This is a genomic window from Mesorhizobium maamorense, assembly GCF_044998965.1.
GTDB lineage: Bacteria > Pseudomonadota > Alphaproteobacteria > Rhizobiales > Rhizobiaceae > Mesorhizobium.
The window spans coordinates 2,836,399-2,857,595 of the sequence record NZ_CP173356.1; the positions used below are offsets into that span (position 1 = coordinate 2,836,399).

The window sequence follows — 21,197 nt, forward strand, 5'->3', positions numbered from 1 at the left end:
CTCCCGCAAGCCGGGAGCAATTGTCGGTCAGGTCAATTGCACGAAAGAACATCTATTTCGGCTTGCCCTTGGTCCACACCACGTTCTGGCCGTAGAGTGGCACGGTGGTGACCGACATTTTGGCCGAGCCGTTCTGCACCTGGCGCGAATGCGAGAGGTAGATCAGCGTCTCGTTGGCCTTGTCGTAGATGCGGTTCACCACCTGCTTCTTCCAGATCAGGCTGATGCCTTGCTTGAACACCTCCTCGCCGCCTTCGCTCATGTCGATGTCGCCGATGGTGATCGGACCGGTCTGGCGGCACGAAATCGAGGAATCGGAAGGATCCTCGAACCAGTTGCCCTTGTGCAGGCGGTCGATGATGCCGCGGTCGAAATAGGACACGTGGCAGGTGACGCCGTCCACCTTCGGGTCCTTGATCGCTTCGACGATGATGTCGTTGCCGAGCCAGTCGACGCCGACCTTGCCGACTTCATCGGCGACTGCAGCACCGGCGCCAAGGACAAGGCACGCGGCCAGGGCGCCGCCGATCAGATTTCGCCCAATCAGTCGTTGCAAGATAGCCTCCGAGGTTCAAGTTTGCCGGTCTCAGGTGGGGCGAAGGACATTGCATTGCAAGCCGCCGGTCCCGATCAAAACGCCGGGATAGGTCACGGCCGGTTGCGTCAACGCGGCACCTTTGCGTGTACCCGGTCGAACCGCTAAGACTGTTCGCCGAACCAAGGGCTGCCTGGCCATGGCCGGCATGCCGATGAAATTACAAGACGGAATCCTACTGATGATGCGCTCAATACTGGTCGGCATTCTCGTCCTGATGGCGGCCGGCATAGGCTGGCTGACCTTCGACTGGTATCGCGGCCACTATGGCGGCGAGCCTTTCGGTGCCGCCTTTACGCTGGTCGACCAGAAAGGCGCGCCGATCACCGAAGCCGCCTTCCGGGGCCACCCCAGCGTCGTCTTCTTCGGCTTCACCCATTGCCCAGAGGTCTGCCCGACCACGCTGTTCGAACTGTCCGGCTGGCTGAAGACGCTTGGTGACGATGGCAAGAACCTGCATGCCTATTTCGTCTCAGTCGATCCGGAGCGCGACACCCCCGCGGTCATGAACGCCTATGTCAGCAATTTCTCTGACCGCATCACCGGCATATCGGGCGACCCGGACAAAGTCCACGCCATGGCGAAGTCCTTCGGCATCTACTGGAAGAAGGTCGACACCGGCGACGGCGACTACACGATGGACCATACCGCCTCGGTGCTGCTGCTCAACGGCAAGGGCGATTTCGCCGGCACGATCGCCTATGGCGAAAGCGCCGACACCGCGGTGGAAAAGCTCAAACGCCTCGCGGCCAAGGGCTGATGCGAATCCATGACCCAGACGCGGCTCCATTTCACCGCCGGCAAGATCGAATCCACCAGAATTTTCGCCGCCCTCGATGCCGCCTTTGAGGACGAAGGCTTGCCGATAGCCGTGCTGGAGGTCGATGAGGACGCGGACATTCATGAAGTCTCTCTCTATGCCGACGGCGATGTGGATGCGGTCGAGGCGCGGGTGAAGGACATTCTGGCAGGGCTAGCCCTGTCCAGGCCGGTCGAGCGCGAGACCTTGCCCGATATCGACTGGGTGGCGCGCTCGCTGGAAGGGCTGAAACCGGTGCGTGCCGGCCGTTTCTTCGTGCATGGCGCGCATGATCGCCGCAAACGCCACAGTGGCGAGCTTGCCATCGAGATCGAAGCGGGGCTGGCCTTCGGCACCGGCCACCACGGCACCACCGCCGGATGCCTGGAAATGCTGGAAAAGGTGACGCGGCGCGAGCGGCCGCGCAACGCGCTCGATCTCGGCACCGGCAGCGCGGTGCTGGCCATCGCTGTGGCCAAGCTCTTCCATATTCCCGTGCTTGCGACCGACATCGATCCGGTGGCGGTAAGCGTTGCCGCCGCCAATGCACGGCTCAACCACGTAAAGGCGCTGGTGGAGACGGTGACCGCTCCCGGATTCCACCATCCGATCTTTGCCAGGCGTGCGCCTTTCGACCTGATCATCGCCAACATATTGGCGCGGCCGCTGATGCGGCTTGCTCCGGAAATGGCGCGACACATCAGCCTCGGCGGCTCGCTGGTGCTGTCAGGCATTCTCGACCGGCAGCGCGACGCGGTGATCTCCGCCTATGTCGGCCAGAGTTTTCGCCATGTCAGAACGCTGCACCGCGAAGGCTGGGTGACGATCCATCTCAAACGGTGACGCAGCCCCGTCTGGCCCTGCTGAAAATCGATTCCGGTTTCCAGCTCCATGCGCTACGGTCGGGCACTATCGAGGGAGACGCCACCATGTTCCAGACCTTTGATTCCGCTGGCAATCCGGCCGTCGGCAGACCGCGCGTGGCGCTGCTGCGCCAATGGCTGGCGGAAAACGGCCTGGATGGATTTGTCGTTCCCCGCGCCGACGAGCATCAGGGCGAATATGTCGCCGACCGCTCGGCGCGGCTGAAATGGCTAACCGGCTTCAGCGGCTCCGCCGGCGTTGCCATCATCCTGCGCGACCGCGCCTTCATCTTCGTCGACGGACGCTACACGCTGCAGGTGCGCGGCGAGGTTGATCTCGGTATCTTCTCGATCGAGAGCCTGGTCGACAATCCGCCTGCAAATTGGCTCAAGGATAACCTCGGCAAGAGCGCGCGGCTCGGCTTCGACCCCTGGCTGCACACGATCGGCGAGGTCAAGGCGCTGCGGGCCTCGGCCGAAAAGACCGGCGCTGTGCTGGTGCCGCTCGAGACGAACCCGATCGACATAATCTGGAAGGATCAGCCGGAACCACCGGTCGCTCCCATCGAACTCCATCCCATCGGTTTTGCCGGCGAGCTCGCCAAGGACAAGCTGGCGCGGCTGGCGGCGGCGATCGGCAAGGAGGGCGCCACCCATGCGGTGCTGACGGATCCCTCCTCGATCGCCTGGGCCTTCAACATCCGTGGCGGCGACGTACCGCACACGCCGCTGGCGCTCGGCTTTGCTGTCCTCGCTGCCGACGGACGGCACCGGCTATTCATGGACAGCCGAAAATTCTCGCGCCAGGTTGCGGCGTATCTCACCCAGCTTGCCGAGCCCCATGAGCCCGGTGAATTCGAGGCAGCGGTCGTGGCGCTGGCCAAGAGCGGCGCGAAAATCGCGCTAGACCCCGTTTTGGCCGCCGACAGGCTGCGCATGCTGGTCGAGGACAATGGCGGCGAGGTGATTGCCGCTCCCGACCCGGCCCGCATCCCGCGCGCCACCAAGAACCAGGCCGAGATCAACGGCTCGCGCGCCGCGCATCGGCGCGATGGCGCGGCGGTGGCGAAGCTTTTGTGCTGGCTCGACCGCCAGAAGCCCGGCTCGCTCGACGAGATCGCGGTCGTCACCCGGCTGGAAGAGACGCGCCGGCAGACCGGCGAGGAAACGCAAATGCCGCTGCGCGACGTCTCCTTCGACACCATTTCGGGCGCCGGCCCGAATGGCGCCATCATGCACTACCGCGTCTCACGCGCCACCAGCCGCAAGCTCCAGGCCGGCGAGCTGTTCCTGCTCGATTCCGGCGCCCAATATCAGGACGGCACCACCGACATCACCCGCACCGTGCCGATCGGCCAGCCGACCGAGGAAATGCGCGAACGCTTCACGCTCGTGCTGAAAGGCATGATCGGCATTTCCACGCTGCGTTTCCCCGCCGGCACGCGCGGCTCGGAAATCGACGCCGTCGCCCGCATGGCGCTGTGGAAGCACGGCTGCGACTTCGCCCACGGCACCGGCCATGGCGTCGGCTCTTATCTGGCGGTGCACGAAGGCCCGCAACGCATCGCCCGCACGGGCACCGAAAAGCTGCTCGAAGGCATGATGCTGTCCAACGAGCCGGGCTATTACAAGGAAGGTTCTTACGGCATCCGCATCGAGAACCTCATCCTGGTGACGCCGGCCGAGCAGATCGACGGCGGCGACATCGCCATGCACGGTTTCGAGACGCTGACCCTGGCGCCGATCGACGTCAGGCTGGTGCGCTCGGATTTGTTGACCCGCGACGAGCTGCATTGGCTCGACACCTACCACGCCCGCGTGCTGGCCGAGATCGGGCCGATGCTCGACGGCGAGACGCTGGCCTGGCTGGAAAAGGCAACGGCGCCGTTACCGCATGGCGCTAAGATTTGAGTGCGTCTAAGGCGGCGCCAGCGTTCGAACGATCGCGCCCGGAACTCTACCCCACGAACTGCCGCGCCAGGATCAGCATCGCCGCACCAGCCAAAAACATCGCCATCAGCCCGCCGCGCAGCGAAACCACAGCGGTGACAACCAACGCCGCCCATTCCGCCGGTCCGGCATTCAACAGTTCCGGCGCCACCAATGTCGTCAGCACCGCCGCCGGCACCGCGTTGAGGCCGGCCTCGACGCGCGGATGGATATTGTCGAAGCGCGAGATGACCAGATGTCCGCCGATGCGCGTAAGATAAGTGGCGATCGCGCCGGCGATGATGATCCAGAACGTCGTGCTCATGGCCGTGCCTTCACGCCTGAGTGGTGGGGCGGCAGGATGACGGCCAGCAGCATGCCGGCGATGGCGCCGATCGAGACGTGCCAGGGCGAACCTACCGTCTTGTAGGCGACGATCGAGGCGCAAGCACTGGCGACGACCACCGGCAGCCACAACGGCCGCTTGCGGAAGCCCATCACCAGGCCAAGGAAATAGATCGGCAGCAGGAAATCGATGCCCAGCGCATGCGTGTCGGGGATGAGCTTGCCGAACACCGCGCCGAGCGCGCTTTCGATCACCCAGAATACATAGACCGGCAGGCCGAGCCCGAGATACCAGGCGAAGCCGACCGTCTCGCCGGATTGCGCCCTCGCCTCGGCGACGGCGAATTGCGGATCGGTGAGGATGAAGAAGCCGAGCGCTTGGCTGACCACAGGCCAGTGCGCTATGCGCCGGCCGATACCGGCCGAATAGAGCACGTGGCGAAAATTGACGGCGAAGATTGACAGCACGATCAGCCACGGCGCGACATGCTGGCCGAACAGCTCGATGCCGACCATCTGGCTGGCGCCGCCGAAAATCATCGCACTCATCAGGAAGGCTTCGAACACCGAGAAGCCATTGTCGACGGCCAGCGCCCCGAACAGCACCCCGAACGGCGCCGACGCCACAACGACCGGCATGGAAAGCCGCACGCCTTGCCAGAAATCGCTCTTTGCGCCGTTCTCGGAAATTGCATCCGACACCATGGATAACTCCCAGGAGAATGGCCTGATCTAGGTAGCGTGGCCCGCCTTGTCACACGAATTCGGTTGAGCCCAACAATCAGCGGAAATGATTGCCAGGACCAATCCTAGCCCTGCGCCACCTTGCCCTCTATCGCCCTGCCCCAGTCGAGCAGCGGCTTGGCGCGCATGGTGAAATCGACCAACTCGTCGACCAGCGCCGCCGTGTGGATCCCCGCCGGATCGATGACATGCTGGACGTAGAAATGACGGTTGCGGATGGCCTCGGCCAGATCGGAATCGCCGACATGCTCGAAGCCCCGCGGCGTGCGCTTCATGCGGCCCTCCGTCTCGAATTCCAGACCGTTCTTCTTCAAGGCGCCCACCAGGGCGCGGAACCTGTCCGGCCTTGCCGCGATGGCCTTGCGCATGGCGAGCAACAGTTCCGGGGCGGGCTGCCACCAGGCAATGTCGGCGAAGCAGCGTTCCAGCCCAACGTGGACATAGAACACGCCCTGCTCCATCTTGGTGCCGTCGGGCGACAGGATCGCCGACAGATGCCGGTTGTAAGGCCGCTTGTCCTTGGCGAAGCGCACGTCCCGGTTGATCCGGAACAGTGATTTCTTGCGGTCGCCCTTGAGGCCGAGCCCGGCCTCGCCGAAACGGCGTGTGAGCGTCTCCACCAGATCGCCCAGCGGATCGCGCAATTCCTGTTCGAACAGGTCGCGATTCTCTACGAACCACTCGCGACTCTGGTGGAAATCAAGTGCCTTCAGGAACGGAATAGCCTTCTGGCCGAACCCCTTGAATTCGCCTGACATCATGCCTTGCCGATCCGCTGCAGCCACGCGTCCTCGTCTATGACCTCGATGCCGAGTTCACTGGCAAGCTTGAGTTTCGAGCCGGCGCCGGGCCCCGCCACTACCAGATCGGTCTTGGCCGAAACCGAGCCCGCCACCTTCGCGCCCAGCCGTTCGGCCATCGCCTTGGCTTCGGAACGCGTCATCTTTTCCAGCGAGCCCGTGAACACGACGGTCTTGCCGGCGACCACGCTGTCGGCCGAGACGGTAACGACATACGGCTTCGGCCTGACCTGTTTAAGCAACGCCTCAAGCACGTCGTCATTGCGCTCATTGCCGAAGAAATCGGCGAGCGCGTTGATCACCGTGTCGCCGATGCCGTTGATCGACGGGAAGACACTATGCGGATCGTCAGCCGCCGCGGTCTCCTTGCCGACGCGGATCAGTTCCTCGATTGTCGAAAACGTCCGGGCAAGCACGGCCGCCGTCGTTTCGCCGATATGGCGGATCCCAAGCGCAAAGATGAAGCGGTCGAGCTCGGGTTCGCGGCGCGAATCGATCGCCGCAAAGAGCTTGTCCAACCCTTCATAGTTGCGGTCCTCGACGCTGCGCACATTCTTGCGCGTCTTGCCCGAGGCCGCCTCGCGCTGCCTCGCCTGCTCCTCGCGCCGCTCGGCCAGCGCCTTGGTGACGGCGGGACGCCGATCCCTGAGCGTGAAGATGTCGGCGGCCGTCTTGACCAGGCCCGCATTGAAGAACAGGTCGATGTTTTCCGCGCCTAGTCCCTCGATATCCATGGCCCCGCGCGACACGAAGTGGCGCAGCCCTTCCACGGCTTGCGCGGGGCAGATCAGTTCGCCCGTGCAACGCCTGCGGGAATCCTCCTTGCCGGTCTTCTCGTTGATTTCGCGCGTCGCCGGCGAGCCGCAGATCGGGCAAGTATGTGGGAATTCGTAAGGCACGGCATCCGGCGGACGCTTGTCGACGACGACACTGACGATCTGCGGGATGACATCCCCTGCCCGCTGGATCACCACGGTGTCGCCGATGCGCACGTCGATGCCGTCGCGGATCGGCTGGCCGTTGCTGTCGAAACCCTTGATATAGTCTTCGTTGTGCAGCGTGACGTTCTCGACCACGACGCCCCCGACTGTCACTGGCGCAAGCCTCGCCACCGGCGCCAGCGTGCCGGTGCGCCCGACCTGGATGTCGATCTTCTGCACGGTCGTCATCGCTTGTTCGGCCGGAAATTTGTGCGCGATGGCCCAGCGCGGTTCGCCGGTGACAAAGCCCCACCGGCGCTGCAACTCCAGCTGGTCGACCTTGTAGACGACGCCGTCGATGTCGTAGCCCAAGGAAGAACGCTGTTCCTCGATGCGGTGATAATGCGCGATCAGTTCGCCGACCGACCTCGCCCGCACCATCAGCGGGCTGACTTTGAAGCCCCATTCCGCGAATTTCTGCACCGAATCGTATTGTGTCGGAGCGGGGTCGGCTGTCGTGTAGCCCCAGGCATAGGCAAAGAATTTGAGGTTCCGGCTGGCGGTGACCGATGGATCCTTCTGGCGCAGCGACCCAGCCGCCGTATTGCGCGGATTGACATAGTCCTGGCCGCCGGCGGCCGCTGAGCGCTGCTTCAGCGCCTCGAATTCGGCATAGGTCATGTAGACCTCGCCGCGTATCTCGATGATTTCGGGCCAGCCCGAGCCTTTCAGCCTGCCGGGAATATCGGTGATGGTCCTCAGATTGGCGGTGATGTCTTCGCCGACAGCGCCATCCCCGCGCGTTGCGCCCTGCACGAACACGCCGTTCTCGTAACGCAGCGAGGCCGACAGGCCGTCGATCTTCGGTTCGGCCGTGAAGGCGATGTCGAGATCCTTGTCGCGGTCGAAGAAGCGCCGGCCGCGTTCGATGAAATCGGCGACGTCCTCGTCGGTATAGGCCTTGGCGAGGCTGAGCATGGGCACGGCATGGCGCACCTTGGCAAAGCCTTCCGCCGGCGCGGCACCGACCCTGCGCGATGGCGAATCCTCGCGCACCAGGGCGGGAAAGCGCTGCTCGATGGCGAAGTTGCGCCGGGTCAGCGCATCATAGGCGGCGTCGGTGATAACAGGCGCGTCCTCGGTATGGTAGCGGCGGTCGTGCTCCGCGATCTCCTGCGCCAGGCGCTTCAGCTCCGCTTCGGCTTCGCTCTCACTGAGTGAATCGACTGGTCTTTCAGACATCGCACGGCTTCCCTGACCAATGCACGCCGCCCAAAATATGGTGCGATTTTGGGGCAACGACATGCGCAAAACAATAACCAAGGCGCGGCGCACTTTGGTTGGGCGCCACTATAAATCAGGATTTGGCAGGAGGGAGCCGGCCTGCGAAAAAATCATTCCTGAACAGCAGGATGCAGCCATATCCTGACTCGCCTTCACGGGAAACGAGCTTTCAGGCAGCCGCCGTATTCTCCCGCAGCAATCTCTCGGCGGCCGCGCGCGCTTCGTCGGTGATGGTGGCGCCGGCCAGCATGCGCGCGATCTCTTCCTGGCGCGCCGCCCGGTCCATTTCGGCGATGCCGGTCGCGACCTTGTCGGTGCTGCCGGATTTGGAGATCAGGAAGTGCGTCGCCGCGCGGGCCGCCACCTGCGGCGCATGGGTGACCGAGAGCACCTGCACGCGCCTGGACAATCTTGCCAGCCGCTGGCCGATAGCATCCGCGACGGCGCCGCCCACCCCTGTGTCGATTTCATCGAAGACCAGCGTTGGCGCCGAGCCCCGGTCGGCCAGCGCCACCTTCAGCGCCAGCAGGAAGCGCGAAAGCTCGCCGCCGGAAGCAACCTTCATCATCGGCCCGGGCCGGGTGCCGGGATTGGTGCGCACCCAGAACTCGATCTGGTCGATGCCCTCTTCCATGCGGCTCTCGGCCTCGCTCTTCATCTCGACGATGAAGGCGGCGCGTTCGAGCTTCAGCGCCGGCAGTTCGGCCATCACGGCCTTGGTCAGGCCGACCGCCGCGGCATGGCGAAGCGAGGACAACTGCGCGGCCGCGATGTCATAGGCTTCGCGCGCTGCGGCCGCCTGCTTTTCCAGCCCATGAAGGCGCTCCTCGCCGGCATCGAGATCGGCAAGATCGGCAACCATCGTGTCGCGCAATTGCGCCAAATCATCGACGGCAACGCTGTGCTTGCGCGATGCCGCGCGCAACGAAAACAACCGCTCTTCCGCCTTTTCCAGCCGCTGTGGATCATATTCGGTGGCGCGCAAAGCCGCCTCGACACCCGACTGCGCCGCGTCGAGCGACAGCATCGCCTCATCCAGCGACTTGACCACTTCGTCGAGCAGCCCGGGGGCCTCGCCTGCCTTGCGCTGCAACCGCCTGAGCAGGCTGGCCAGTTGCGGCAAGGGCGAGGATGGACCCGAAAGCACGTCCTGCGCGTCGTGGATTTCGGAGGCGATCTTCTCGGCCCGCATCATGTGGGCGCGCAAGTCGGCAAGCTCAGTCTCCTCACCCGGCTGCGGATCGAGCTTGGTCAGTTCGGCAACCGCTGCGCGCAGGTAGTCCGCTTCGCGCGCCGCCGCCGCCACCTTGGCACGATGGCGCGAGAGCTCCTGCTCGCAGGCGCGCCAGTGCCGCCAGGCCTCGCCCGTCGACCGGACGGCGCCGAGATGGCCGCCGAAAGCGTCGAGCACGTCGCGATGCGCGCCGGGATCGACAAGGGCGCGTTCGTCATGCTGGCCGTGGATCTCGACCAGCGCGCGGCCGACGTCGCGCATCAGCGTCACGCTGGACGGCTGGTCGTTGACGAAGACGCGGGTGCGGCCGTCCGCCGTCTGCAAGCGGCGCAGGATGATGTCGCCGTCGTCCTCGATGGCATTCTCGGCAAGCAGCGCGCGCACCGGATGGTTTCGCGGCACGTCGAACACGGCAATCACCTGGCCCTGTGCCGCGCCGTGGCGCACCAGGGAAGCGTCACCGCGAGCGCCAAGCGCCAAGGACAGGGCGTCGAGCAGGATGGATTTTCCGGCGCCGGTCTCGCCCGTCAGCACCGAGAGACCGGGCTGGAAGTCGATATCCAGCTTCTCGATCAGGACGATATCGCGGATCGACAGCCTGGAAAGCATCGTTACGCCTGCATCAGGCGCCGGTGATCAATTTCCCGGCCTTGGATATCCACGAGCCGGCATTCTCGCGCGGCGCAAGCCCGTTGCTCTGCAGGAGCTTGTAGGAATCCTTGTACCATGGGCTGTCGGGATAATTGGTGCCGAGAACGGCGGCGGCGGTCTGCGCCTCCGAAGTCAGGCCCATCGCATAATAGCTCTCGGTCAGGCGCGCCAGCGCCTCCTCGACGTGGCGGGTGTTGGAATAATTCTCGACCACATTGCGGAAACGCTTGACCGCGGCGATGTATTCGCGGCGTTCGAGATAATAGCGGCCGATCTGCATCTCCTTGCCGGCGAGCTGGTCGTTGGCGAAGCGGATCTTTTCCTTGGCGTCATCGACATATTCTGAATTAGGCCAGCGCGTCACGAGATCCTGCATGGTCTGCACGGTCTGGCGCGCTTCCTTCTGATCCTGCGTCACGTCCTTGATCTGGCGGTAGTAGCTAAGGCCGATGATGTACTGCGCATAAGCCGCGTCATCCGTTGACGGATACAGCGTCAGATAACGCTTGGCCGACGAGATCGCTTCGTCGTAGCTGCCCTTGCGATAGTCGGCGAACGCGCCCATCACCATCGATTTGCGGGCCCACTCCGAATAAGGATGCTGGCGGTCGACCGCGTCGAACTTCTTGCTCGCCTCGTCGAGGCGTCCGGCATTCAGATTGGCGAGCCCTTGGTTGTAGAGAACGTCGGCCGGTTCGGTCTGGTCGACATAGGTCGACAGGTCGATATCTTTTTCCGACGACATGCAAGCAGACAGGAAGAGCGATGGAACAACCACCGAAAGCGCCAGGAAAACGGACCGCTGCGGCGCTTTCAATTGACCGACTCGCTTGAAGAACATGATTGGATTGCGCCCTTTCGGCGTTATTTCAGTGCCTGTTGCATATCGTTTCCCCAAAACTGGTCCCCACTTCCAGGCGACATGCACTATCGACGGCAGCAGCCATAAACCATAACCGCCTTGCCCGGCAACGCTATGTCTAGGCAATCGAACATTTTTGTGGCGGCCGGGCCGCGCCGGAGCATCCCTGCGATTTCGCCGGCAAATGATGCATTCATGCAACACCAGCGAGCTGCGATGGTATCCGGAAAGTGGCGGCGACTCAGATCATCCAGGGCGCATAGAGAGGCGCGTTGACGGCGCTCATCTCGGCCGCACGGCCGCGCTCGCGGCGGGTCGTTTCGACGATCTCGAACGCGGTACGGTCCGACAGCACGCGCCGCAAGGCGGCCGCATTCAGCCTATGGCCGCCACGATAGGAGCGGAAGCAGCCGATGAAGCGGGCCCCGGCCAGTGCCAGGTCGCCCATGGCGTCCAGCGTCTTATGGCGTACGAACTCGTTGGGGTAGCGCAAGCCGCCCATGTTGATGACGCGGTTGTCGTCACCGATGACCAGCGAATTCTCAAGCGAGGATCCCAGCGCATAGCCGGCGGCCCACAGCCGCTCGACGTCCTTCATGAAGCCGAAGGTGCGGGCGCGCGCGATGTCGCGGCGGAAAATGTCCGCATTGATGTCGGACGCGAACAGCTGCCGGCCGATCGCCGGGCTTTCGAAATCGATCTCGACCTCGAAGCGGGTGCCGTCATAGGGCCTGAACTCAGCCCAGGAGGCGCCGTTCTCGATGCGGACCGGCTTGACGATCCGGATGTAGCGCCGCTTGATCGACAGCGTTTCGATGCCGGCCTGGTCTATGGCCTCGACGAACGCCATGGCGCTGCCGTCGAGGATAGGGACCTCATGGCCGTCGATCTCGATGATGACATTGTCGATGCCGAGCCCGAACAGCGCCGCCATGATGTGCTCGACCGTGGCGATGTGCTCGCCAGAAGGATCACCGAGCATGGTGCACAGGTCGGTTGCGCCGATCTCGGAAAACAGGGCGCGGAACTCGCGACCTTGCCCGTTCTCACTGAAAAGCTGGAAAACGATGCCGGTGTCGGCATCCGCCGGGAGAAAGCTGATGGAAACTTCCTTGCCGCTGTGAACGCCGGTGCCCGTAAGCGACGCGCGCGTCTTCACTGTCGTCTGATAGTCGTGCAAGACAATCCCCATAAGCCCAAAATGCCTAGGTCCGCTTCTCCAGCCCGAGGGGCGCGGCTCTCTTGTAAAAATCGGCAGGCCAGGTCACTTCCCCCGAAATCCCGGCAAACCGACGACGGTAGGCAGCGAAGATAATGTCCCGTCAGGGATAGTCCAAATCACGGTTTCTTACTCTTTGTAACCGCAACCGACATATGGATAGCCTCTTAAGTGCTTGAATTTGCATTCTTTTAAACGTTAACAGGCAAGCAATTCCTTGCTTGCCTGTTAACAATTGTTACAGCCCGTTAACCGCTCAGTTGGCCTGGCGACGCAGGAACGCCGGAATTTCCAGCTGGTCGTCCTCCTGAGTCGCCCTGGCCTGCGGCGTCAGGCGGCCTTGGTCGTCGAGCTGGCCGCGACGAGGCGCGTAGAGCTGCGCGTCCTGGCTTGCCAGACGGCGCACTTCCGGTGCGGCCTGACGCAGCTTGGGCTCGCGCGGCTGCGCCGGCTGCAGGCGTGCAGGCTCTTCCTCGCGGCGCGTCAGGCCGTTGGTCAGACGCTTCAAGAGCCCCATCGGTCCGCTGTTCTCATGGTCGGCCGGGCGGCTCTTGGCGTCGACCTCGGCCTTCACGACAGGCGGAAAGTCCTCGACGCGCGGCATGCGCTGGGGAGCCATCGCGACCGGCTGCTGGACTTCGCGCAGGATCTCGCGCGGCTGAGGCGCCGGCTGGATCTGCTGGACCACGGGCTGCACCATCGGTTGCGGCTGCGCCGGCGGAGCCTGGAAGATCTTGCTCTGCGGACGGAAATCATCCGCATGGGCAACCGGCGCCGGACGGGCTTGCGCCATCGCCGCGGCGTTTGCTTCGGCCAGTTGGATCGCTTCCGCGACCGGATCGGCGGCGCGCGGCTCGTACGCAGCCTGCTGGACCGGCGCGGGGCGGCTTTCCGCCGCGGCAACGGCCGGGCGGGCGGCCGGCTTCTGCGGCGCGGTGCGGATCGAGATCGGAGCGGCGGCGATTTCGGCCGCCGACTTGTCGATGCCGGTGGCAACAACCGAGACGCGGATGACACCTTCGAGCTCCTCGTCGAAAGTGGCGCCCAGGATGATGTTGGCGTCCTGATCGACCTCCTCGCGGATGCGGGTCGCCGCTTCGTCGACTTCGAACAGGGTCAGGTCGCGGCCGCCGGTGATCGAGATCAGCAGGCCCTTGGCGCCCTTCATCGAGGTCTCGTCGAGCAGCGGGTTGGCGATCGCGGCTTCCGCGGCCGCCATCGCGCGGCCCTCGCCCGATGCCTCGCCGGTGCCCATCATCGCCTTGCCCATCTCGCGCATCACCGAACGAACGTCGGCGAAGTCGAGATTGATCAGGCCTTCCTTGACCATCAGGTCGGTGATGCAGGCTACACCCGAATAGAGCACCTGGTCAGCCATGGCGAACGCGTCGGCGAAGGTGGTCTTGTCATTGGCCAGCCGGAACAGGTTCTGGTTAGGGATGACGATCAGTGTGTCGACGCATTTCTGCAGCTCCTCGATGCCGAAATCCGCCGTCTTCATGCGGCGCTGGCCTTCGAAATGGAACGGCTTGGTGACGACGCCGACAGTGAGGATGCCCTTCTCGCGGGCGGCGCGCGCCACGACCGGCGCCGCTCCCGTGCCCGTGCCGCCGCCCATGCCCGCGGTGACGAAGCACATATGGGTGTTGGACAGGTGATCGATGATCTCGTCGATGCATTCTTCCGCTGCCGCGCGGCCCACTTCAGGCTGGGATCCGGCGCCCAGCCCCTCGGTGACATGCGCGCCGAGCTGGATCAGCCGGTCGGCTTTCGACATGGTCAGCGCCTGCGCGTCGGTGTTAGCGACAACGAACTCGACGCCGCGCAGACCGGCGGTGATCATGTTGTTGACGGCGTTGCCGCCGCCGCCGCCGACGCCGAACACGGTGATGCGTGGCTTAAGCTCGGTGATGTCCGGCTTTTGCAGATTGATGGTCATTGTCTCCGTCCTTTGCCTTTCCTGCCGCTTCGCCGCCGCGGCCACTTATGGGGCTGTCCCCGTCAATTAGAAACTGTCTCTCAACCACTGACTCATGCGATGCAGTTTTCCGCCTGTTCCAGTCATCCTGAGACCGGAAATTCCTTTCGCCGGATGGCTCTCGAAGCTCGCCATCTGCGGATAGATCAACAAACCGACGGCCGCCGAGAAGGCCGGCCCCTTCGCCGCTTCGGGCAGGCCCGCCACGCCGAGCGGGCGGCCGATGCGCACATTGCGCCCCAGGATGCGGCGCGCCGCTTCCGGCAGGCCGGCAAGCTGGCTGGCGCCGCCGGTCAGCACCACGCGCTTGCCCACCGCATTGCCGTAGCCGGACTTGTTCAGCCGGTCGCGCAAAAGCTCGAGCGTCTCGTCGATGCGGGCGCGCACGATACGCGTCATGACGGAGCGCGGAATCTGGAGCGGCACTTCGCCCTCGTCGCCGATCGGCTGGATCGAGACCAGGTCGCGGTCATCGGCGCTGCCGGGCAACGCCGAACCGTGCATCACCTTCAGCCGTTCGGCGGCATCGAGCGAGGTGGACAGTCCCTTGGCCATGTCCAGCGTGACGTGGTTGCCGCCGATGGCGATGGCGTCGCCATGGACGAACTTGCCTTCCGAAAACACCGAGATCGTCGTCGTGCCGCCGCCCATATCGATGCAGGCGGCGCCCAGTTCCAGTTCGTCGTCGACCAATGCCGCCAGCCCGCTGGCATAGGGCGTCGCCACCATGCGCTCGACCGAAAGATGCGAGCGGTTGATGGAGAGCTCCAGGTTGCGCATCGGAGCGGCGTCGCCGGTCAGCACATGCATGTCGACGCCAAGCGTGTCGCCGACCATGCCGCGCGGATCGCGCACGCCGCGCTCAGCGTCGAGCGAGAAGCCGACGGGGAGCGAATGGACCACCTCGCGCTCGGTCTTCAGCGCCTGCTTGGCGCCGGCACCGAGCACCCGCTTGATGTCGGCCTCGTCGGCCTCATGGCCGCCGAGATTGATGGTTGCCGAGAAAGCTTCGCTCTTCAGCCGGCCGGCGGTCATGTTCACGATCAGCGAATCGACCGTCAGCCCGGCCATGCGCTCGGCGGCGTCGACGGAGAGACGAATGGCATGTTCGGCACGATCGAGATCGATGACGACGCCCGATTTGACGCCCTGCGACTTCTGATGGCCGATGCCGATCACCTGGATGCGGTGCGAGCGTCCGCGCAGCAGCTTGCCGTCATCGCACGGCTTCAGCTTCGCCACCATGCAGCAGACCTTGTTCGAACCGACATCCAGTACCGTCAAGGTGCCGGAGCGGCGCGAAGAGGCATCGCCTGAACCGCCAAGCCAGCTCATATCTTCGTCTCCGGCTTGCGCTTCAGCATTTTCGGCTTCTCGTTGAGCGCGGCTTCGCGCTGGGTCGCCGCCTCCGGCGTCAGTTGCACGACCAGCCGGTCGGACAGCCGCATGTCGACGGCAGCGATGTCGCGCGACAACAGCCCCTTGTCATGGTCCATGCCGACGAGTTCGGCGAGTGCCTGATCCTCGCCATCCTCGGGAAGCTTGACAGTGATGCCGTTGTCGAGCTTCAGGTCCCAGCGCCGATCGCCGACACGGACATAGCCCCTGATGCGGGTCGCGAGATCCGGGTATTTTTCGATCTTCGCCAGGAATTCCGGCGCCTTGGCCGGCGCGCCGGCTCCGATCAGCAATGGCAGCAGCACCTGCTTGCCACCCGAGAACGGCGCGATAACGGCACCGTCTTTTTCGATGACGGAGAGATCGCTGCCCTGCTGCCAAAGTGCGAACGCCTGACGCTCCTCGACGCGCACCTCCAACGTGTGCGGATAGACCTTGCGCACCGCGGCGACCTCGATCCAGGGCAAGGTGGCGATGCGTTCCCGCGCCGCCTCGGCATCGAAGCCGATCAGCGACGTCCAACCATCGAGCTCGAGCCTGTCGAGAATATCGATCTCGGACGTCTGGCGATTGCCGACCACCTTGACCTGGTCGACGGCAAAGCCGGTCCGGGCAGTGATGCTCTGGACGATGCCGTCGGCATGACCGCCGAGATAGGCGCCATAGGCGCCGCTCGAGGCAATGAGCACTGCCGACATGATCGCGGCGGAGAAGCGCGGCGCCTGGAATTCGCCCTCGCCCAGGCGCGCCAGGATACGCACCGGGCGGCGAAGCACGCGCGGCAGCACGAAATGGTCGAACGACAATGGCAGGCTGAACAGCGCCGGCCCGGCCACGCCCTTCCCCTTGCCCTGCCCCCATTTCAACGCAGACACGAAGCGTCCTCCACCATCCAACTCACCAGATCGCCGAACGAATGCCCTGCCTGGGCGGCGATTTCAGGCACCAGAGACGTCGGCGTCATGCCCGGCTGGGTATTGACCTCGAGCCATACAACCTCGCCATTTTCGGAGTGACGATCGTCATAACGGAAGTCCGACCGGGAAACGCCCCGACAGCCGACAGCTTGGTGAGCCTTGAGCGCCAGTGTCTGTATTTTTTGGTAAATATTCGGTGAAACTTTTGCGGGGCATTCGTGTTTTGATCCGCCCGCGACATATTTTGAGTCGTAGTCATAGAACGAATGGCCCGTCGGGATGATCTCGCAGACGCCAAGCGCCACGTCGCCCATGACGGCGCAGGTCAGCTCGCGCCCATGGATGTAGCGCTCGACCATCACGGTATCGCCATATTTCCACTCGGACGAGCCGATGACCTGCGGCGGATGCGACTGCCCCTCATGCACGATCACGACGCCGAAGCTTGACCCCTCATTGACCGGCTTCACCACATAAGGCGGCTTCATCGGATGGTTGTTCTGAATGGCGAAGCGATTGGCGACCTTCGATTCGGCGACGGGGACGCCGGCCAATTTCACGACTTTCTTCGACTGCTCCTTGTTCATCGCAAGCGCCGAGGCGAGCACGCCGGAATGGGTGTAGGGAATGCCGAGATATTCGAGAATGCCCTGAATGGTGCCGTCCTCGCCAAAAGGACCATGCAGCGCATTGAAGGCGACATCGGGCCTGAGATCGGCAAGCACGGAGCCGACGTCGCGCCCGACATCGACGCGCGTGACTTGATAGCCTTCCGTCTCAAGCACATCGGCACAGGCCTTCCCCGAAGACAGGGACACGGGCCGCTCGGACGAGAAACCACCCAGCAGGACGGCCACATGCTTGTTTTTCATTCCCCGTCATCCCCTCTCACGGCGGATCAAAAACCAAGATTTCCGCAACATTGAGTCCGAGTCTCCCGGCAGGTTGCCCCCCAGACGGAAAACGCGGGAAACGCGTCGAACGACTCAAATCAGGAAACGCTTTGGAGCAGAGAATCAGAGAGTTGATTCACTGGCAAGTGCTTATGATTCCGAGAGATTCACTTTCTGAGAAAATGGATGCGAAAACCGCGCTGTTGAGTCTTTGGAGCAACGGTCGCGCGGTCGTTCGGACCGGTTGAAGTTCATGCGTCACATGAACTTCAACCGCGGCTAGAGCAGCTGTCCAAGAAACTCCTGCACGGCGTGTCCGGGGCGGAAGTCCCCGATGCGCTTGATCTCCCAGTGCAGCCGGATGCCGGAATGTTCGAGCACCCGCGTGCGCACCGTTTCGCCGAGATATTCGAGTTCGTAGCCGGTCGCTGTCCCGGTGTTGATCATGAAATTGCAGTGCAGGGGCGACATCTGCGCGCCGCCGATCAGCAGGCCGCGGCACCCGGCCTTGTCGATCTCTTTCCAGGCTGAGGTGCCTTCAGGATTCTTGAAGGTCGAGCCACCGGTCTTCTCGCGGATCGGCTGCACCGTCTCGCGATGGTTCTGCACCGCGTCCATCGCCGCCTTGATCACTGCCTTGTCCTCAGCAAAGCCCTCGAAAATCGCCGAGGTGAAGATCAGCCCGGACGGTGCCGACGAGTGCCGGTAGGCATAGCCCATATCGGCATTGCTCAGCGTCTGGACGTTGCCTTTGCGGTCGAGCGCACGCACCTCGACGACACGCTCGCGCGTCTCGACGCCATTGGCGCCGGCGTTCATCCTCAGCGCCCCGCCGATGGCGCCCGGTATGCCGTGGTAGAAATGGAAGCCGCCGATGCCGGCTTCCAGCGCCACCGCGGCGATGCGCTTGTCGGGCGTGGCCGCGCCAGCCTTGATCGATGTCGGCGAAACAATTTCGGTTTCACCGAACCCCTTGGCCGACAGCCTTATCACGAAACCCGGAATACCCCCATCGCGCACAAGCAAGTTCGAGCCGACGCCGACTATGGTCAGCGGTATCTCTTCGGGAACCGCTTTCAGGAAAGCAGCGAGATCCGCCTCGTCCGCTGGCTGAAAGAGCGCCTCGGCCAGTCCTCCGGCGCGGAACCAGGTGATCTTGTCCATCTCGGCATTCGGCGTGATGCGGCCGCGCAGGCCGGCAAGCCGGCCGCCAAGTCTGTCGATCAGCGCCTGGCCCTGCATCATGAGACGGCCAGCTCCTTGGGCAGCGCATAGGCCCATTGCGTGATGTTGCCGGCGCCGAGGAAGACGACGAAGTCGCCGGGCCTGGCCAGATCACGGACAACAGGCGCTATTGCTTCCGGACCCTCGATGTAGCGCGCGTCGCGATGGCCCCCGGCGCGAATGCGCGACACCAGCGCATCCGAGGTCACGCCTTCGATCGGCTCCTCGCCGGCGGCGTAGACCGGCGCCACCATCACCGTGTCGGCGTCGTTGAAGCAGGCGGAGAACTCATTGAACAGATCATGCAGCCGGGTAAAACGGTGCGGCTGGGCAATGGCGATGACGCGGCCCTTGGTGGCGCTGCGCGCGGCTTTCAGCACCGCAGCAATCTCGACCGGATGGTGGCCGTAATCGTCGAACACTTCGACGCCATTCCAGGAGCCGGTTTGGGTGAAGCGACGCTTGACGCCGGCGAAGGACGACAGGCCTTTCTTGATCGCCTCGGCCGACAGGCCGAGCTCATGCGCCACCGCGATCGCCGCCGTCGCATTGGAAACGTTGTGGCGGCCGGGCATCGGCAGGCGCAGATCCGATATCGTCGTCTGGCCGCGTCCCTTGCGGTCGCGGATCACCACGTCGAATTCCGAGGTCGCGCCGGCCATGCGATGGTTGGTGAAGCGCACGTCGGCCTGCGCGTTCTCGCCATAGGTGATGACGCGGCGATCCTCGATTCGGCCGACCAGCGCCTGCACCTCCGGGTGATCGGTGCACATGACGCCGAAGCCGTAGAACGGCACGTTCTCGACGAACTGGCGGAAGGCTTCGCGCACCTTCTCGAAACTGCCGTAGTGATCGAGATGTTCGGGATCGATATTGGTGACGACGGCGATATCGGCCGGCAGCTTGAGGAAGGTCCCGTCGCTCTCGTCGGCTTCGACCACCATCCACTCGCCGTCCCCCATGCGCGCATTGGTGCCATAGGCGTTGATGATGCCGCCATTGATGACGGTCGGGTCGAGCCCGCCGGCTTCGAGCAGCGTCGCTACCATCGAGGTCGTCGTCGTCTTGCCGTGCGTGCCGCCGATCGCCACTGCCTGGCGGAAGCGCATCAGTTCGGCCAGCATTTCAGCGCGGCGCACGATCGGCAGCAATTTCTCCCGTGCCGCCTTCAGTTCGGGGTTGGATTTCTTGATAGCCGTCGAGACAACCACCACTTCGGCATCGCCGAGGTTTTCTTCCCTGTGGCCGACAAAGCACTCGATCCCCTTGTCGCGCAGCCGCTGCACGTTGGCGCTGTCGGCCTGGTCGGACCCCTGCACCTTGTAGCCGAGATTGTGCAGCACTTCGGCGATGCCGCTCATGCCGATGCCGCCAATGCCGATGAAATGCACGAGGCCTATGGTCTGCGGCATCTTCATGCGTGCGTTCCCTTCTTAAAATCCGAAACGGTTTTGCGGGACGCAATAGCCTCTGTGAGATCGGCGAGCAACCGTGCGGCGTCCGGTTTGCCGACCGACTTCGCCGCGGCAGCCATTGCCGTGAGCCGTTCGGGCTCGGCCATCAGGGCGCCGATCAACGCCGCGATGCGCTCGGGCGAAAGTGAGGATTGCGGCTCCACCTCGCCACCGCCGGCGGCCGCAAGAGCGGCTGCGTTCGCGGCCTGGTCGTGATCGAGCGCATAGGGATAGGGCACCAGCAGCGCCGGTCGCCCGATGACGGCGATTTCCGAGACGGTCGACGCGCCGGAGCGCGACATAACCAGCTGTGCGGCCGCTATGCGCGCCGCCATATCGCTGAAGAAGGGCGAGACCTCGACACCGACGCCAAGCGCTGCATAGGCCGCCTTCACCCGCCCGACATCATCGGCCCGAGCCTGCTGCGTGATCACCAGCCGCTTGCGCAGGGCGTCGGGGAGCAAGGCAACGGCCGCCGGCACCGCATCGGAGAAGAACTGCGCGCCTTGGCTGCCGCCGAACACCAGCAGGCGGAAGGGATCGTTCCCGGCCGAGGCGGCGTAGGCGGTCTTTGCGGCTTCGAGCACCTGTGGGCGGACCGGATTGCCTGTCGTCACCGTCTTGGCGCCGACGGCGCTTTCGTCTTGCGGCAGGAAGCCACCGGCAATCGCATCGACGCGGCTGGCCAGCGCCCGGTTGGCGCGTCCCATCACAGCGTTCTGCTCGTGGATCAGCGTCGGTACCTTGCGCCGCGTCGCGGCGTAGAGCGGCGGCAAGGTCGGATATCCGCCAAAGCCGACCACGGTATCGGGCTTGATCCTGCCGATGATGGCGGACGCCTGGCGCACGCCGTGCCAGATTTTCCAGAAAGCACCAAGCAGGGCAACAGGATTTTTCGAGCCCAGCGTCGCGGACTGGATCGGGTGGATGGCGGCGGCCGGGAAGTGGCCGGCAAAGCGCTCAGCACGGTCGTCGGTCGCCAGATGCACCGTCCAGCCACGCGCGTTCAACTCATGCGCCAGCGCCTCGGCCGGAAACAGATGTCCGCCGGTTCCGCCCGCCGAGAGAAGGATAACACCTCTGGCCAT

The 21,197-nt window shown here is 64.0% G+C and carries 18 protein-coding genes; 3 read left to right on the plus strand and 15 right to left on the minus strand.

The annotated features are described in order from the left end of the window. Positions 1 to 52: 52 nt before the first annotated feature. Positions 53 to 556: a CreA family protein gene (locus ACIU1A_RS14445; protein WP_140630936.1), complete on the minus strand. Its 504-nt coding sequence runs from the start codon at positions 554 to 556 to the stop codon at positions 53 to 55. Positions 557 to 776: 220 nt separating this feature from the next. Here ACIU1A_RS14445 and ACIU1A_RS14450 point away from each other — a divergent pair, with 220 nt between their 5' ends. From ACIU1A_RS14450 to ACIU1A_RS14460, 3 genes are all read left to right on the plus strand, one after another. Beyond that, positions 777 to 1,355: an SCO family protein gene (locus ACIU1A_RS14450; RefSeq protein ID WP_140495247.1), complete on the plus strand. Its 579-nt coding sequence runs from the start codon at positions 777 to 779 to the stop codon at positions 1,353 to 1,355. A gap of 9 nt (positions 1,356 to 1,364) precedes the next feature. Next, a complete protein-coding gene (locus ACIU1A_RS14455; RefSeq protein WP_140557545.1) occupies positions 1,365 to 2,237 on the plus strand; it encodes a 50S ribosomal protein L11 methyltransferase in 873 nt (290 codons plus the stop codon). 86 nt (positions 2,238 to 2,323) lie between these two features. Then, complete coding sequence (locus tag ACIU1A_RS14460; protein WP_404927574.1) at positions 2,324 to 4,168, plus strand: aminopeptidase P family protein; 1,845 nt, start codon at positions 2,324 to 2,326, stop codon at positions 4,166 to 4,168. A gap of 46 nt (positions 4,169 to 4,214) precedes the next feature. Here ACIU1A_RS14460 and ACIU1A_RS14465 read toward each other — a convergent pair whose 3' ends face one another. From ACIU1A_RS14465 to murG, 14 genes are all read right to left on the minus strand, one after another. Then, the gene (locus ACIU1A_RS14465; protein WP_140495242.1) at positions 4,215 to 4,511 is read right to left on the minus strand and encodes an AzlD family protein; all 297 of its coding nucleotides are present in this window, start codon (positions 4,509 to 4,511) and stop codon (positions 4,215 to 4,217) included. After that, complete coding sequence (locus ACIU1A_RS14470) at positions 4,508 to 5,236, minus strand: AzlC family ABC transporter permease (protein WP_140495239.1); 729 nt, start codon at positions 5,234 to 5,236, stop codon at positions 4,508 to 4,510. Before ACIU1A_RS14470 ends, ACIU1A_RS14465 begins: the two co-directional genes overlap by 4 nt. Positions 5,237 to 5,340: 104 nt before the next feature. Continuing rightward, entirely contained in the window at positions 5,341 to 6,033 is a 693-nt protein-coding gene (locus ACIU1A_RS14475; RefSeq protein WP_140521269.1) for a DUF2461 domain-containing protein, read from the minus strand. Continuing rightward, positions 6,033 to 8,237: an NAD-dependent DNA ligase LigA gene (ligA, locus tag ACIU1A_RS14480; protein ID WP_404927575.1), complete on the minus strand. Its 2,205-nt coding sequence runs from the start codon at positions 8,235 to 8,237 to the stop codon at positions 6,033 to 6,035. Before ligA ends, ACIU1A_RS14475 begins: the two co-directional genes overlap by 1 nt. Positions 8,238 to 8,448: 211 nt before the next feature. Next, positions 8,449 to 10,122, minus strand: a complete 1,674-nt coding sequence (recN, locus tag ACIU1A_RS14485; protein WP_404927576.1) for a DNA repair protein RecN — start codon at positions 10,120 to 10,122, stop codon at positions 8,449 to 8,451. A 13-nt stretch (positions 10,123 to 10,135) separates the two neighbouring features. Further along, positions 10,136 to 11,005 (minus strand): outer membrane protein assembly factor BamD, encoded by an 870-nt coding sequence (locus ACIU1A_RS14490; protein ID WP_140495233.1) that lies wholly within the window; start codon positions 11,003 to 11,005, stop codon positions 10,136 to 10,138. A gap of 262 nt (positions 11,006 to 11,267) precedes the next feature. Then, complete coding sequence (gene lpxC / locus ACIU1A_RS14495) at positions 11,268 to 12,218, minus strand: UDP-3-O-acyl-N-acetylglucosamine deacetylase (protein ID WP_404927577.1); 951 nt, start codon at positions 12,216 to 12,218, stop codon at positions 11,268 to 11,270. 283 nt (positions 12,219 to 12,501) lie between these two features. Continuing rightward, positions 12,502 to 14,184 (minus strand): cell division protein FtsZ, encoded by a 1,683-nt coding sequence (gene ftsZ, locus ACIU1A_RS14500; RefSeq protein ID WP_140580006.1) that lies wholly within the window; start codon positions 14,182 to 14,184, stop codon positions 12,502 to 12,504. A 66-nt stretch (positions 14,185 to 14,250) separates the two neighbouring features. Continuing rightward, entirely contained in the window at positions 14,251 to 15,558 is a 1,308-nt protein-coding gene (gene ftsA, locus ACIU1A_RS14505; protein ID WP_140553117.1) for a cell division protein FtsA, read from the minus strand. After that, on the minus strand, positions 15,555 to 16,496 hold the full coding sequence (locus tag ACIU1A_RS14510; protein ID WP_140495225.1) for a cell division protein FtsQ/DivIB: 942 nt from the start codon (positions 16,494 to 16,496) through the stop codon (positions 15,555 to 15,557). The genes ftsA and ACIU1A_RS14510 overlap by 4 nt, the downstream gene beginning before the upstream one ends. Next, positions 16,484 to 17,410 carry a D-alanine--D-alanine ligase gene (locus ACIU1A_RS14515; RefSeq protein ID WP_404927578.1) on the minus strand — a complete coding sequence of 309 codons (927 nt, stop codon included), beginning with the start codon at positions 17,408 to 17,410 and terminating at the stop codon, positions 16,484 to 16,486. The genes ACIU1A_RS14510 and ACIU1A_RS14515 overlap by 13 nt, the downstream gene beginning before the upstream one ends. A gap of 300 nt (positions 17,411 to 17,710) precedes the next feature. Beyond that, positions 17,711 to 18,676 carry a UDP-N-acetylmuramate dehydrogenase gene (gene murB, locus ACIU1A_RS14520; RefSeq protein ID WP_404927579.1) on the minus strand — a complete coding sequence of 322 codons (966 nt, stop codon included), beginning with the start codon at positions 18,674 to 18,676 and terminating at the stop codon, positions 17,711 to 17,713. Then, entirely contained in the window at positions 18,673 to 20,073 is a 1,401-nt protein-coding gene (murC, locus tag ACIU1A_RS14525; RefSeq protein ID WP_140495219.1) for a UDP-N-acetylmuramate--L-alanine ligase, read from the minus strand. Before murC ends, murB begins: the two co-directional genes overlap by 4 nt. Then, positions 20,070 to 21,197 (minus strand): undecaprenyldiphospho-muramoylpentapeptide beta-N-acetylglucosaminyltransferase, encoded by a 1,128-nt coding sequence (gene murG, locus ACIU1A_RS14530; RefSeq protein ID WP_404927580.1) that lies wholly within the window; start codon positions 21,195 to 21,197, stop codon positions 20,070 to 20,072. The genes murC and murG overlap by 4 nt, the downstream gene beginning before the upstream one ends.

What these genes read in the sequence shown, in the direction of transcription:
- ACIU1A_RS14465 (WP_140495242.1), bottom strand. Translation starts at nt 4,511, where the DNA reads ATGAGCACGACGTTCTGGATCATCATCGCCGGCGCGATCGCCACTTAT.
- ACIU1A_RS14475 (WP_140521269.1), bottom strand. Translation starts at nt 6,033, where the DNA reads ATGTCAGGCGAATTCAAGGGGTTCGGCCAGAAGGCTATTCCGTTCCTG.
- ACIU1A_RS14460 (WP_404927574.1), top strand. Translation starts at nt 2,324, where the DNA reads ATGTTCCAGACCTTTGATTCCGCTGGCAATCCGGCCGTCGGCAGACCG.
- lpxC (WP_404927577.1), bottom strand. Translation starts at nt 12,218, where the DNA reads ATGGGGATTGTCTTGCACGACTATCAGACGACAGTGAAGACGCGCGCG.
- ACIU1A_RS14450 (WP_140495247.1), top strand. Translation starts at nt 777, where the DNA reads ATGATGCGCTCAATACTGGTCGGCATTCTCGTCCTGATGGCGGCCGGC.
- murC (WP_140495219.1), bottom strand. Translation starts at nt 20,073, where the DNA reads ATGAAGATGCCGCAGACCATAGGCCTCGTGCATTTCATCGGCATTGGC.
- ACIU1A_RS14470 (WP_140495239.1), bottom strand. Translation starts at nt 5,236, where the DNA reads ATGGTGTCGGATGCAATTTCCGAGAACGGCGCAAAGAGCGATTTCTGG.
- ACIU1A_RS14515 (WP_404927578.1), bottom strand. Translation starts at nt 17,410, where the DNA reads ATGAAAAACAAGCATGTGGCCGTCCTGCTGGGTGGTTTCTCGTCCGAG.
- ACIU1A_RS14455 (WP_140557545.1), top strand. Translation starts at nt 1,365, where the DNA reads ATGACCCAGACGCGGCTCCATTTCACCGCCGGCAAGATCGAATCCACC.
- ftsZ (WP_140580006.1), bottom strand. Translation starts at nt 14,184, where the DNA reads ATGACCATCAATCTGCAAAAGCCGGACATCACCGAGCTTAAGCCACGC.
- ACIU1A_RS14490 (WP_140495233.1), bottom strand. Translation starts at nt 11,005, where the DNA reads ATGTTCTTCAAGCGAGTCGGTCAATTGAAAGCGCCGCAGCGGTCCGTT.
- murB (WP_404927579.1), bottom strand. Translation starts at nt 18,676, where the DNA reads ATGATGCAGGGCCAGGCGCTGATCGACAGACTTGGCGGCCGGCTTGCC.
- ligA (WP_404927575.1), bottom strand. Translation starts at nt 8,237, where the DNA reads ATGTCTGAAAGACCAGTCGATTCACTCAGTGAGAGCGAAGCCGAAGCG.
- murG (WP_404927580.1), bottom strand. Translation starts at nt 21,197, where the DNA reads ATGGCCAGAGGTGTTATCCTTCTCTCGGCGGGCGGAACCGGCGGACAT.
- recN (WP_404927576.1), bottom strand. Translation starts at nt 10,122, where the DNA reads ATGCTTTCCAGGCTGTCGATCCGCGATATCGTCCTGATCGAGAAGCTG.
- ftsA (WP_140553117.1), bottom strand. Translation starts at nt 15,558, where the DNA reads ATGAGCTGGCTTGGCGGTTCAGGCGATGCCTCTTCGCGCCGCTCCGGC.